The sequence below is a fragment of the Parageobacillus toebii NBRC 107807 genome (assembly GCF_003688615.2).
Taxonomy (GTDB): Bacteria; Bacillota; Bacilli; order Bacillales; family Anoxybacillaceae; genus Parageobacillus_B; species Parageobacillus_B toebii.
The window spans coordinates 1,515,778-1,528,375 of sequence record NZ_CP049703.1; the positions used below are offsets into that span (position 1 = coordinate 1,515,778).

Below are 12,598 nucleotides of genomic sequence, written 5' to 3' on the forward strand. Positions count from 1 at the left end.
AAGTTTATCCCCCATTCAGCCAATCAAAATGTTTTCTGGAAAAACAAACGACAGTGACTCAATTAGGAGAGCAAGCTTTTTCTTGCTCTCTTTTTTCTTTTTTCTTATAATAAAATCTAGTTAGAATTTTTTAAATTATAAAATGAATGATGATTCATTCAGTATCTTTTATGGGGGAGGGATTTTGGTGAATTTATCATCGCGGCTGGCAGAGGTAGCAGATCAATTGCCGAATAAGGAAGCGTATTGGTTTGAAGGTGAAAGTTGTACATATGGAGAGTTAGATGCGGCGATTTCCAAGTTTTCTAGCGGCCTGTATAACATGGGAATTCGACAAGGTGACCACATCGCCTTGTTAATCGGAAACTCACCATATTTCGTGATTGGATTATACGGAGCGTTGCGGTTAGGAGCAACCGTTATTCCGATTAATCCGATTTATACACCCGATGAAATCAGCTATATTTTGATGAATGGAGATGCAAAGGCGGTTATTGCCTTGGACTTACTCGTTCCGTTGTTTATACAAATGCAAGGACGCTTGCCGCTGCTAGAACATGTGATTATTTGCGAAACTCCGCAAGGAAAAGAAAAAGGAATTTCTTTGCCGGAACAAATGAAATCGTTTACAGATGTACTTCGATCTGGTGATGTGAACTTCCAAGGACCGAAGTTGGCGGATGATGATACCGCGGTAATTTTGTATACATCGGGGACGACAGGAAAACCAAAAGGAGCAATGTTGACCCATAAAAACTTATATAGCAACGCTCAAGATATTGCCAATTATTTAAAAATCAATGAAAACGATCGTGTTATTGCGACATTGCCGATGTTTCATGTCTTTTGTCTAACCGTCGCGCTGAATGCACCGCTAATGAATGGCGGAACGGTGATTATTGTTCCAAAGTTTAGTCCAGCGAAAATTTTCAACATTGCTCGGGAGCAAAAAGCAACGATTTTTGCAGGTGTACCGACGATGTATAACTTCCTGTACCAATATGAAGGCGGAAGCGCGGACGATTTCCGTACGCTTCGTCTCTGCATCTCGGGCGGTTCTTCGATGCCGGTGGCGTTATTGAAAAACTTTGAGAAAAAATTCAAAGTGATCGTTTCGGAAGGATACGGATTGTCGGAAGCATCTCCCGTAACATGCTTTAACCCGCTCGATCGTCCGCGAAAACCTGGATCGATTGGAACAAGCATTATGAATGTCGAAAACAAAGTAGTGAACGAATTTGGCGAAGAAGTGCCAGTCGGAGAAGTCGGCGAACTAGTTGTCCGCGGTCCGAACGTCATGAAAGGTTACTACAAAATGCCGGAAGAAACAGCCCATGCGCTTCGTGACGGTTGGCTTTATACAGGAGATTTAGCAAGAATGGATGAAGAAGGATATTTCTACATTGTCGATCGGAAAAAAGATATGATTATCGTTGGCGGCTATAACGTATATCCGCGTGAAGTAGAAGAAGTTCTATACGGTCATCCAGATGTAGTGGAAGCGGCTGTAGTTGGCGTGCCTGATCCAGATTATGGAGAAACGGTGAAATGTTTTGTCGTTTCGAAAAATCCGCAATTAACCGAGGAAATGCTCATCGAATACTGCCGCAAGCATCTAGCAAAATATAAAGTTCCAAGCTCCATTGAGTTTTTAGATGAATTGCCGAAAAATACAACAGGAAAAATTTTGCGGCGTGCATTAAAAGAACTCTCATCCAAGTTGTAAAAAGTACCGAATTTTCGGTACTTTTATTTTTTTCTTAAAATATATAGTTGAAAATAGAATAATAAATTTATATAATTTAATGCATAAAAGCTAAAAAGTATAAAAGTGATAAAGTATTGTTTGCTAGGGGGATGGGATGATGAAAAAAAGGATTCAACAAATCGCAATGTTATGTTCGGCAAGTTTTTTATTATTGAGCGGGTGCGGTGCGAAAGAAACAAGTAAAAGTGAAGGAAACAAAGAGAAAACATATCGCATCGGGGTAACACAAATTGTGGAGCATCCATCATTGGACGAGGCGTTAAAAGGATTTAAGCAAGCGTTGAAAGATAAGGGGCTGTCCGTTTCCTATGATGTACAAATTGCCCAAGGAGATATGAACAATAACCAAACGATTGCCAATAATTTTGTTTCCGATCAAGTTGATTTAATTTTTGCTAACTCCACTCCAAGCGCTCAAGCAGCGTTGAATGCGACAAAAGATATTCCGATTGTGTTTACTTCTGTTACTGACCCGGTTGGAGCACAGCTTGTACAATCAATAGAAAAACCTGGAGGAAACGTCACTGGAACGACCGATACGCATCCTGATGCGATTCCGAAAACAGTGCAGTTTATTGATAAATACGTAAAAGGAAATCGCGTCGGCATGATTTATAACTCTGGAGAGCAAAATTCAGTGGCGCAAGTCGAAACCGTCAAAAAGGCGATGAAGGGAACAGATTTAAAAATTGTTCCTGTTTCTGTATCGACAACGGCTGAGGTGAAACAAGCAGCGGAATCACTTGTCGGCAAAGCGGACTGCATTTACATCATTACGGATAATACGGTTGTTTCCGCGCTCGAGTCGGTGATCCAAGTAGCAAGCGACCATGATATTCCATTGTTTGCCGGTGAATTAGATTCGGTGAAACGCGGCGGGTTTGCCGCTTACGGGTTTGACTATTATGACATTGGATATGAAGCGGGAGAGATGGCTGTACAAATTCTTAAAGATGGCAAAAAACCATCTGATCTGCCTGTGCAATATCCGAAGAAGTTGAAGCTGCTTATTAACAAAAAAGCGGCAAAAGATATGGGCATCGAGCTTAACCCAGAATGGGATTCCATTGCAGAATATATTGAATAAATATAGTGCATCCCTCCTTTAAGGAGGGATGTACTTTCAAAGGACGGGAGCATTATGTCAACAGCGATTTTTAGTGCGATTGAAGCAGGATTTATTTATGCGATTATGGCGTTAGGAGTGTATTTATCGTTTCGTATTTTAGATTTTCCTGATTTAACGGTAGATGGAAGCTTTGTGACCGGGGCGGCGGTGGCGTCTGTGCTTATTATTAACGGAACGAATCCGTTTCTTGCCTCTGCCGCCGCGTTGTTAGTCGGGTTTGCTGCTGGTTCGATCACCGGAATATTGCATACGAAAGGGAAGATTAATCCGCTATTATCGGGAATTTTAATGATGATTGCACTTTATTCTATCAATCTGCGGATTATGGGGCGTTCGAACGTTCCGCTTTTACAGCAAGACACGATAATGACGGCGATGACGGAAGTATGGCAAAATGCAGGGCTAGACAAAGCGATCAACAGCATGATCTCTTTTGCCGGGTTTGTACCGCGCACATGGGCGATTTTCGTGACGATGGCTTTTGTCGTCATAGTTATCAAACTGCTTCTTGATCAGTTGCTGAAAACGGAAATTGGCTTAGCACTGCGCGCAACGGGCGACAATAAGCAAATGGTTTCTAGCTTCTCCGCCAATACCGATTGGCTGACGATTTTTGGACTTGGCTTATCTAATGCGCTCGTTGCTTTTTCGGGAGCGCTTGTCGCGCAATATGGAGGGTTTAGCGATGTCGGTATGGGAATCGGCATGATTGTCATCGGGCTTGCTTCGGTCATTATCGGGGAAGCGTTGTTCGGAGCGCGTACGATTGCGCGTGCGACATTAGCGGTCATCGGTGGAGCGATTGTATACCGCATCATTTTAGCGCTTGCCTTGCGTGTGCAGTTTTTGGAAACCGGAGACGTAAAGCTCATTACGGCGGTTATTGTAATAGTTGCTCTCATTGTTCCAAACATTGTCGCAGCGCAAAAAGAAAAACGGAGTAAAAAGCGCAAAACACAAGCACAAGAGAGGGGGGAGCGCGTTGCTGAAGCTCAAACAGATTACAAAAGTATTTAACGAGGGAACGATTGATGAAAAAGTAGCGTTGCAGCCGATTAACTTAACATTAGCTCCCGGTGATTTCGTCACGATCATCGGAAGCAATGGCGCGGGAAAATCGACGATGATGAACATTATTTCTGGCCGGCTCTTCCCCGACACTGGTTCTGTCTGGATTAATGGAAAAGATGTAACGGCACTGAGGGAACATGAACGCGCCCGCTATATCGGCCGCGTGTTTCAAGACCCGCTCGCCGGTACGGCGCCGAATATGACGATTGAAGAAAATTTGGCGCTTGCCTATAATCGCACGAAGCGGCGAACGCTCAAATTCGGGGTGACGAAAAAACGGCGCGATTTTTTCCGTGAGACGCTCGAGACGCTTCATCTTGGCTTGGAAAACCGCTTAACCGCGAAAGTCGGGCTATTGTCTGGAGGAGAACGCCAAGCGTTGTCGCTTTTAATGGCCACATTTACGAAACCGGATTTGCTCCTTTTGGATGAGCATACGGCGGCGCTTGATCCAGCGCGTGCAGAGTTAATTACGGAGCTGACGAAAGAAATCGTAGAAAAATATAAACTGACGACATTAATGGTTACGCACAATATGGAACAAGCGCTTCGCTTGGGCAACCGTCTGATTATGATGGACCGGGGGCAAATTATTTTCGAAGCGAGCGGCAAAGAAAAGCAATCATTGACGGTTGAACGTCTATTACAAGAATTTCAGCGCATCCGCGGAAGCCAATTCGCTAGCGACCGCGCCGTGCTAGGATAATAGAAAAGCGGGGAACGATTCCCCGCTTTGTTATTTTGCGTTTTTGACAGCAAGCCCCGCCGCTTTTTCATATGCCGCTTGAAGTTTTCTTGTAACCTCTCCTGGCTTCCCGTCGGCAATGAGTTGCTCTTCGACTTGGATGATTGGAATAATGCTTGATGTGGTGCTTGTTAAAAACATTTCATCCGCTTGGGCAATATCTTCGATGGAAAACGCTTCTTCGACGAATGGAATGTGAAATAAATCGCAAAATTCTTTCACTTTCATGCGGATAATGCCGTTTAAAATGCGCTCTGTCGCTGGGTGGGTGTAAACTTTTCCGTCTTTGACAAGGAAAATGTTTGAGGAGCTGCCTTCGGTAATATCTCCGTCTCGGTAAAAGATTGCCTCAAACGCCCCGCGTTCCGTTGCTTCTTGTTTTGCCAGCACGTTCGGTAGAAGATTTAAACTCTTAATATAGCAATATTCCCAGCGGACATCTCTTGTTAAAATCGTACGCACTCCATTTTCGATTTCTCGTATTTTTCTTGGCATTTCCCGAATATAGGCGTACAAATTCGGACGATTCTCGGCCGGAAACGCGTGGTTGCGTGGGAAGCTCCCTCTTGTCACCTGAAGATAGAGAATCGCGTCTTCTTTCACATTGTTCATTTCCCGCAGCAGTTCCAGCTTTTCCATCAGCACATCTTTGTCAAAAGGAACAGAAAGGCGAATCGCCGCCGCAGAACGGTATAGGCGGTCGATATGCTCCTCAAGCAAAAAATACGTTCCTTGATAGATGCGCGCGACTTCATAAACCCCATCGCCAAACTGCAGCCCCCGTTCTTCCATTGGATAGGTTACTTCATGACGGGGAAGAAATTGTTTTTCCGTTAGTACGTACAGCTTTAATGTCATCGGTTCCAGCTCCTTTTTCCAGAAGTGTGAAAATTCAATTTATTATCAGTATATCACGAACAAAAAAGAGCAGCTTATAGCAATTCTTTTTTTACTAAGGTGATACCCATCTTCATCAATATGTCCCCTATAAAACATTGCTGGAATATAGAAAGACATGCCGCCGTTTTGATTGATGCTTTTTCGTTATTTAACAAGAGATTGGGAATCTGTGAAGGAGAGATCGCAGTTCTAATATATCCCCGTCGAATCATGATGAACTGATTATTGCAAAAAATAAACAATTTTTAGATAATATTACGTAAAGCTAGACAGAAACGGGGGATTCATCGTGGAAACGACATTGGCAGCGGGAAAATCATCGCCGTTTCGCCAAGGCGTGCAAGCAGGGGTGACGATTGCGATTGGCTATATGCCGATTGCGCTGATGTTTGGGTTTCTCGCGAAAACAACGGGATTAACGGCGGCAGAAACGGTGCTAATGAGCGTTATTGTGTTTGCTGGAGCTTCCCAGTACATTGCGTTAAACTTGCTTTCCATTGGCACGGGAATGTTTGAAATTGTGTTGACAACGTTTATTTTAAACATTCGCCATTTTCTTATGTCGGCTTCGTTAAATGAAAAAGCGGAACCGGACGTTCTTTGGAAAAAGGCGCTCTATGCATTTGGCATTACGGACGAAACGTTTTCCGTGGCGGCGATGAAAGAAGGGACCGTGACCGCCTCTTATATGTTTGGACTTATTTTGATGTCATACGGCAGCTGGGTGGTGAATTCGGGCATCGGTTATCTTGTCGGCGACAGCTTGCCGCAAAGCTTGCAAAAAAGCATGTCGGTCGCGCTATATGCGATGTTTATCGGTTTGCTCGTTCCAGCGTTGAAAAAGCAGCGAAAAATCATTTTGCTTGCGGGAATGGCCGCAGTCATCAATTCGCTATGCATGCTTCTCTTGCATATTTCCAAAGGGTGGTCAATTGTGATTGCGACATTAGCGGCAGCAATTGCCGTGCAATGTTTCGCGAAAGAAAGTGAGGCGGAACAAGATGAATAGCGCGATCGTTTGGATGATTATCGGTATGGGGCTTGTGACATATATTCCGCGTATGCTTCCGCTTGTCGTGTTTCAGCGCGTCAAGCTGCCGCTGTTTTGGCAAGGTGTCTTGAAAAACGTTCCGTATGCGACGTTAGGTGCGCTTATCGTTCCAGGAATCTTTTTCATCCATGAAGATATTTGGTTTGGCATTCTTGGCTTTATAAGCGCATTTGTGGCGGCATGGCTCGGCGCGAACGTTATCATTGTCGTTCTCGTATCTGTGGCGGTGTTGAGCGTTTATGCGCTGCTTGCATAAATGGTCAATAGAATGATGAACGCAGTAAAAAGGTAAGCCAAACATATTTCTGTTCCTAATATGTGCTTACCTTTTTTATTGCTAAAATGGAAAGGCAGATGGAGTGGGAGTGGCGGCAACAGAATAAGAGTGCTTCGGTTGACACTCATATGTTGATAAAAGCAGAGAGCGCAGGAAACAAGCAATCGTCTTGTGAACAGTTTGATATATAAAATAAAAAGCTTCAGCTCATCACAAGACTGAAGCTTTTTACTAGGATGATCCTTGTTTTATTTTATTTCGTCCATAATCGTCTCATAAACTTCCTGTACGTTAAATCGTTCTTTTCCCATGCCAAATTGTTCAATAACGCGCCCGTTTTCATCTAATAAGTAGGTTAACGTCGTATGGACAAGCATGCCGTTTCCAGGGTCGCGATATTGGAAATCAAAAGCGTCGGCGACTTTTTTTGTATCTGCTTCATTTCCCCGCAAAAACAGCCAGCCTTCATTGCCGTTGGTGACTCCGTACGATTTCGCATATGCTTGCAGCTTTTCCGGAGTATCCCGCTTCGGATCGATGGTAATCGTAATAAACTCGACATTTTTCCCAAACACGTGCTCTTTTTCTAGTTTTGCGCGTAATTTTGTCATTTGAAATGTCGTATTTGGACAAACGTCCGGGCAATTTGTATACATAAATTCAAGCAAGCGAACTTTCGGTTTCATATCACTAAAACGATATTCATCCCCCCATGCTGTTTCCATTACAACATCGCTAGGCAGTTCCATCTTTGCCTGCCGATATACGGTGAAATAAAATGCTCCGGCACCAACACAAAGAATAAACAAGATGGTTAGCGATAAATACAATTTTTTCACCATTATCACTCTCCTATGTTTATCATACAGGAAAATAGTCATTTATACGGATGATATTTGTGACAGTTCTTTGGCGTTCTAATTATGGCGAAGTTGATTACACTAAAAATAGCAGTGTTGGTTGCTAAAAAGGAGGTTGCAAGTAATGAAAAAGTCGTTCGTTGGATACTCTTCATTTATGTGCTGTATGGAATAGGAATGGCATGGTATTTATTTGTTGCTGATACATCGATTCCGCCAGAGTGGAAAGGAACGAGCGCCGATCCGTCGACATTTTTAACACCAAGAGAGCAAATGTTAAGCGAAGAATATTCGAGGTGGAAGGATCTTTTATTTTTTCTCGCCGTTCCGTACGAATGGCTAATTTATTTTTGTCTCTTGGCGCTCGGTGTTGCTAAAGCGTTGCAAACGTGGGTGGAGCGAGCAACAAAGTGGTTTACGCTTCGATCCGTCCTATATGTATTTTGGTTATCCCTCATTGTGGCGGCATTTTCGCTTCCTCTAAATTTTGTCGGCTATCATCTTTCCCGCGCATATGGCATTAGCACGCAATCGGTATCAAGTTGGTTGAAGGATGAGCTGACCAATTTTTTTGTTGATACGGTGCTGTTTATGTTGATTGCAACAGTATTGTATTGGCTCCTTCGCCGCTTTGAAAGGCGCTGGTGGCTGTATGCGTGGGTGTTATGCGTGCCATTTATGATTTTTTTATGTTCATTCAGCCGGTTTACGGAAAAAACAGTGACAAAGCAAAAAAGATTTCCTTTTTGAAATTCTTTTTAAAAAAATTTCAAAAAAACTGTTTTCTTTTTTGTGATTCTGTTATATAATAACAACGTACAAAACGATAATGTATTATAACAATAGAGATGGGGGAAGAGAAATGGCTAGTTTTGAAGAACGTGTAAAACAATTGGAAGAAAGTTGGAAAAATGAAGAGCGTTGGAAAGGGATTGTTCGTCCTTATAGCGCAGAAGATGTCATTAAATTGCGCGGCTCGATTGATATTGAATATACATTAGCTCGTCGCGGAGCAGAGAAACTTTGGAAATTGTTAAATACGGAAGATTACATCAATGCTCTTGGGGCGTTAACTGGAAACCAAGCAGTTCAGCAAGTGAAAGCCGGTTTAAAAGCAATTTATTTAAGCGGATGGCAAGTAGCGGCAGATGCAAACCTTGCAGGGCAAATGTATCCAGACCAAAGCTTATATCCGTCCAATAGCGTACCTCATGTGGTGAAACGGATTAATCAAGCATTGCAACGTGCCGATCAAATTCAATATTTGGAACAAAGCGGAGATATCGATTATTTCGTACCGATTGTTGCTGACGCAGAAGCAGGTTTTGGTGGTCAATTAAATGTGTTTGAATTGATGAAAGCGATGATTGAAGCAGGTGCAGCAGGTGTTCACTTCGAAGACCAGCTTTCTTCGGAGAAAAAATGCGGTCACTTAGGCGGAAAAGTGTTGCTTCCAACGCAAACAGCGGTACGTAACCTAATTGCGGCACGTCTTGCAGCAGATGTCATGGGTGTACCGACTGTGTTGATTGCACGTACAGATGCGAATGCGGCGGATTTAATTACGAGCGATATCGACCCTCGTGACCAAGAATTTATTACTGGTGAACGGACACCGGAAGGATTTTACCGCACGAGAGCAGGGCTTGACCAAGCGATTGCTCGCGGCTTAGCGTATGCGCCGTATGCGGATTTAATCTGGTGCAAAACAAGCGAGCCAAACTTAGAAGAGGCGCGTCGTTTCGCAGAAGCGATTCATGAAAAATTCCCAGGCAAAATGCTCGCTTACAACTGCTCGCCATCATTTAACTGGAAGAAAAAATTGGATGACGAAACGATTGCAAACTTCCAAAAAGAACTCGCAAAAATGGGCTACAAATTCCAATTCGTTACACTCGCTGGTTTCCATACATTAAACTACAGCATGTTCGAATTGGCACGCGGATACAAAGAGCGCGGCATGGCGGCATATGCAGAATTGCAACAAGCAGAATTTGCCGCAGAAAAATATGGCTACACGGCAACAAGACATCAACGCGAAGTTGGCACTGGTTACTTCGATGAAGTAGCGCAAGTGATTTCCGGCGGTCAAGCATCAACGGTCGCGTTGAAAGGTTCGACAGAAGAAGAACAATTTACGACAGCATAAGGGAAAAATGGGGGATTTCATATAGAAGAAACAAGGGCATGCTTGACATAAGCGTGCCCTTTTGTTATCGAGATGATATATAGAAATGATAAAATTAGACAAGAAAGTATACATATTCCTGTAAAAATATGCTAGAGGATCATATGATCGCTTTTTATAGTTGCCTTCCCAATGAAATATTACAAAATAACAACATGCCTTCTAGTTTTGTATAATTTGGAAATACTAACACATCCTAAACATGGGAGGCGATTATCATATGCAAAAGGAAAATGAAAAAAGAGAAATGCCATTTGAGCCAACGTTGCATCCAGAGTTTCGCATAAGTACAGATTTTCATTTTCAGCAGGCATTTTTGAATGAGGAAACATATGCTGGAGGTTCGACTGGCGAGCATACAGCTATTGAACAAGCAAATGAATATTTAGCGGAAGAAGAAATTCGGCAAACATTTCATAATTCATGAACCTCTTCCGCTTTCATTCCATTAATAAGTGGAAGAGTTCGCGAGAGATTAGCCATTCTAAAAACACCTTTTTCCCATGACTTTGGTCATGGGATTTATTATTTAACGTGATTTTCATCATAAAAATTGTTCATTATTTTTTGAAAATATAGAAAAATATAACTATTAATGATATGATGGAATTAGGTACAATGTATAAGAGAGGAGAGAAATTTGTAATGAAAGTAAATGAGTTTATCGTCCTGAATAAATTTATTATTAGCCGCTATACCATGGCGGTTTTACCGCATCACTTACATGGTAATTTCTACGCAAAAGTTGTGGAAGAAGATGGCGAGTATATTGTTAAAATGAGGCCAATTGATATTATTAAACGCAGCTGCGACTATTATGGTTCTAGTTTTCGAGGCAGAAAAGAAGGCACCCGAGCTGTCATCGGCATTACGCATAAAGCGCCGATCGCAATCGAACCGCTCAACGAAATTTACGTTTTCCCAACGATTTCCCCTAGTGATCCCCGCTGTGTTTGGCTATCACACATTCACGTATATAAATATGAGCCCACAAAAAATGATCAAACAATCGTCTATTTTACCAACGAAAAAAGTATTTTACTTGATGTTTCCTACCACTCTTTTGTCAATCAACTTTATCGTACGGCACAGCTCAGAACAAAACTAACAGAGCGAATGGAAGCAAGAGAACGTAAACTGCAGTATATGTTTCGGATGAATCATTCTAAAGGGTGGTTGCAGCAATAGTTTTTTTAAAAGCCGAAAAATCTCCCACTTCAGCGGATTTTCTTCATCGCAAGTAAGTGGGAGAAAAACGGCTCTTGCAGCTGTTATTTTTTCATTACTATTATTACTATTTAATCATTTTCCATTGTTTTGATCATTCATATCCATAAAGATTAGTTCAAATTCCCCTTAGAAGTGTGTAAAATAAATATATAGCATAATATGAATGGGGAGTATAAATGGACATCGAAGCAATCAAACAATGGTTTACCCTTGACAACGTACTATCCATGCTGGAGCAGTATCGCTCCTTTGGAGTGTTCCCAGGAATTGCAGCAACGTTGTTGGAATCGTTTTTTCCTGTTTTACCAATGTTTGTTTTCGTTATGGCAAATGCGGCAGCATTTGGTTTGTGGAAAGGTTTCCTTATTTCGTGGATCGGCGCCTGTCTCGGTTCCATTCTCGTTTTTTGGCTTACACGAAAAATTGGACAAAAGCGTTTTTTTCGTTTTGTAAGCCGCCATCGAAAAGTCAGGCAGTTTATGCACTGGATTGAGCGTCATGGTTTTGGCCCAGTGTTTTTAATATATTGTTTTCCGTTTACTCCATCAGCGGTCGTCAATGTTGTTGCAGGGTTGTCGCGGATAAGCCAGCAGCAATTTATTTTAGCCGTATTATTGGGAAAGATGGTAATGATTTTTACAATTAGTTTTATTGGATATGATATCGCCGCGCTTGTGAAACAGCCGTTGCGTACAGTCGCGATAGCGGTTGTTATCGCAATGTTATGGTATGCTGGAAAGAAAGTGGAAGCGAAGTTTTCGATAACTGAAAAACGGTATAATGAGGGAGATGGATAATGGCAGGTGGCGATTGGAACATGGGGGAGAAGAGACGGCGGTGGCGCAGGTCATTTCTTTTCGGAGGTGCACTCACTTTTATTTTGGTATTACGGTTTCTTTGCTTCACCAACTATATGGTGGAGGGGAAATCGATGATGCCGACATTGCAAGAAGGAAATTTGTTGATTGTAAATAAACTAAGTTATCAAATTGGCGATATTCATCGGTTTGATGTTGTCGTCTTTCATGCGAACGAAAAGGAAGATTACGTAAAACGCGTGATCGGACTGCCTGGTGATCAAATTGAATATAAAAATGATGTGCTATATATTAACGGAAAAAAAACCAATGAACCGTATTTACAACCGTATAAACAAAAATTGATTGGCGGAAAGTTGACGGGAGATTTTACGCTGGAAGAACTTACAGGGAAAAAGAGAGTGCCGGAAGGATATATTTTTGTCCTTGGCGATAACCGGTTAAGCAGCTGGGACAGCCGGCATTTCGGATTCGTGAAAATAAGTCAAGTAGTAGGAAAAGTTGATTTGCGCTATTGGCCTGTTCAACAATTTTCTGTCCGATTTTGATATAGTTTAAAAA

The 12,598-nt window shown here is 42.2% G+C and carries 14 protein-coding genes; 12 read left to right on the forward strand and 2 right to left on the reverse strand.

Annotated elements, in window-relative coordinates; genetic code table 11:
- Nucleotides 1-187: 187 nt before the first annotated feature.
- From DER53_RS07865 to DER53_RS07880, 4 genes are all read left to right on the forward strand, one after another.
- A complete protein-coding gene (locus DER53_RS07865; protein WP_062753898.1) occupies nt 188-1,726 on the forward strand; it encodes a fatty acid--CoA ligase family protein in 1,539 nt (512 codons plus the stop codon).
- Between the two features lie 136 nt (nt 1,727-1,862).
- On the forward strand, nt 1,863-2,855 hold the full coding sequence (locus DER53_RS07870; protein ID WP_012749352.1) for an ABC transporter substrate-binding protein: 993 nt from the start codon (nt 1,863-1,865) through the stop codon (nt 2,853-2,855).
- A 54-nt stretch (nt 2,856-2,909) separates the two neighbouring features.
- Nucleotides 2,910-3,914 (forward strand): ABC transporter permease, encoded by a 1,005-nt coding sequence (locus tag DER53_RS07875; protein WP_062753896.1) that lies wholly within the window; start codon nt 2,910-2,912, stop codon nt 3,912-3,914.
- On the forward strand, nt 3,880-4,674 hold the full coding sequence (locus DER53_RS07880) for an ABC transporter ATP-binding protein (RefSeq protein WP_012749354.1): 795 nt from the start codon (nt 3,880-3,882) through the stop codon (nt 4,672-4,674). The genes DER53_RS07875 and DER53_RS07880 overlap by 35 nt, the downstream gene beginning before the upstream one ends.
- Before the next feature lie 30 nt (nt 4,675-4,704).
- Here DER53_RS07880 and dat read toward each other — a convergent pair whose 3' ends face one another.
- A complete protein-coding gene (gene dat, locus DER53_RS07885; RefSeq protein WP_062753894.1) occupies nt 4,705-5,571 on the reverse strand; it encodes a D-amino-acid transaminase in 867 nt (288 codons plus the stop codon).
- A gap of 331 nt (nt 5,572-5,902) precedes the next feature.
- Here dat and DER53_RS07890 point away from each other — a divergent pair, with 331 nt between their 5' ends.
- The gene (locus tag DER53_RS07890; RefSeq protein WP_062753891.1) at nt 5,903-6,622 is read left to right on the forward strand and encodes an AzlC family ABC transporter permease; all 720 of its coding nucleotides are present in this window, start codon (nt 5,903-5,905) and stop codon (nt 6,620-6,622) included.
- The gene (locus DER53_RS07895; RefSeq protein ID WP_062753883.1) at nt 6,615-6,920 is read left to right on the forward strand and encodes an AzlD domain-containing protein; all 306 of its coding nucleotides are present in this window, start codon (nt 6,615-6,617) and stop codon (nt 6,918-6,920) included. Before DER53_RS07890 ends, DER53_RS07895 begins: the two co-directional genes overlap by 8 nt.
- A gap of 269 nt (nt 6,921-7,189) precedes the next feature.
- On the opposite strand, the gene DER53_RS07900 is transcribed toward DER53_RS07895, so the two are convergent.
- Nucleotides 7,190-7,780: an SCO family protein gene (locus tag DER53_RS07900; protein ID WP_041269821.1), complete on the reverse strand. Its 591-nt coding sequence runs from the start codon at nt 7,778-7,780 to the stop codon at nt 7,190-7,192.
- An 84-nt stretch (nt 7,781-7,864) separates the two neighbouring features.
- On the opposite strand from DER53_RS07900, the gene DER53_RS07905 reads away from it, so the two are divergent.
- The 6 genes from DER53_RS07905 (at nt 7,865) to lepB (ending at nt 12,585) form a co-directional block, all read left to right on the forward strand.
- Nucleotides 7,865-8,551, forward strand: coding sequence for a M48 family metalloprotease (locus DER53_RS07905; protein ID WP_082805412.1), 687 nt, complete (start codon nt 7,865-7,867; stop codon nt 8,549-8,551).
- A gap of 112 nt (nt 8,552-8,663) precedes the next feature.
- Nucleotides 8,664-9,950: an isocitrate lyase gene (gene aceA, locus DER53_RS07910; protein ID WP_121910038.1), complete on the forward strand. Its 1,287-nt coding sequence runs from the start codon at nt 8,664-8,666 to the stop codon at nt 9,948-9,950.
- A 259-nt stretch (nt 9,951-10,209) separates the two neighbouring features.
- Nucleotides 10,210-10,416 carry a hypothetical protein gene (locus tag DER53_RS07915; protein WP_062753879.1) on the forward strand — a complete coding sequence of 69 codons (207 nt, stop codon included), beginning with the start codon at nt 10,210-10,212 and terminating at the stop codon, nt 10,414-10,416.
- Nucleotides 10,417-10,634: 218 nt separating this feature from the next.
- Nucleotides 10,635-11,177, forward strand: coding sequence for a competence protein ComK (locus DER53_RS07920; RefSeq protein ID WP_062753877.1), 543 nt, complete (start codon nt 10,635-10,637; stop codon nt 11,175-11,177).
- A 218-nt stretch (nt 11,178-11,395) separates the two neighbouring features.
- Entirely contained in the window at nt 11,396-12,016 is a 621-nt protein-coding gene (locus tag DER53_RS07925; RefSeq protein WP_062753875.1) for a TVP38/TMEM64 family protein, read from the forward strand.
- A gap of 20 nt (nt 12,017-12,036) precedes the next feature.
- On the forward strand, nt 12,037-12,585 hold the full coding sequence (gene lepB / locus DER53_RS07930; RefSeq protein ID WP_041269824.1) for a signal peptidase I: 549 nt from the start codon (nt 12,037-12,039) through the stop codon (nt 12,583-12,585).
- The last annotated feature ends 13 nt before the right edge of the window (nt 12,586-12,598 follow it).

Coding starts and splice junctions, on each gene's coding strand:
- DER53_RS07870 (WP_012749352.1), top strand. CDS start 1,863: ATGATGAAAAAAAGGATTCAACAAATCGCAATGTTATGTTCGGCAAGT.
- DER53_RS07875 (WP_062753896.1), top strand. CDS start 2,910: ATGTCAACAGCGATTTTTAGTGCGATTGAAGCAGGATTTATTTATGCG.
- dat (WP_062753894.1), bottom strand. CDS start 5,571: ATGACATTAAAGCTGTACGTACTAACGGAAAAACAATTTCTTCCCCGT.
- DER53_RS07895 (WP_062753883.1), top strand. CDS start 6,615: ATGAATAGCGCGATCGTTTGGATGATTATCGGTATGGGGCTTGTGACA.
- DER53_RS07905 (WP_082805412.1), top strand. CDS start 7,865: ATGGCGAAGTTGATTACACTAAAAATAGCAGTGTTGGTTGCTAAAAAG.
- aceA (WP_121910038.1), top strand. CDS start 8,664: ATGGCTAGTTTTGAAGAACGTGTAAAACAATTGGAAGAAAGTTGGAAA.
- DER53_RS07915 (WP_062753879.1), top strand. CDS start 10,210: ATGCAAAAGGAAAATGAAAAAAGAGAAATGCCATTTGAGCCAACGTTG.
- DER53_RS07920 (WP_062753877.1), top strand. CDS start 10,635: ATGAAAGTAAATGAGTTTATCGTCCTGAATAAATTTATTATTAGCCGC.
- DER53_RS07925 (WP_062753875.1), top strand. CDS start 11,396: ATGGACATCGAAGCAATCAAACAATGGTTTACCCTTGACAACGTACTA.
- lepB (WP_041269824.1), top strand. CDS start 12,037: ATGGGGGAGAAGAGACGGCGGTGGCGCAGGTCATTTCTTTTCGGAGGT.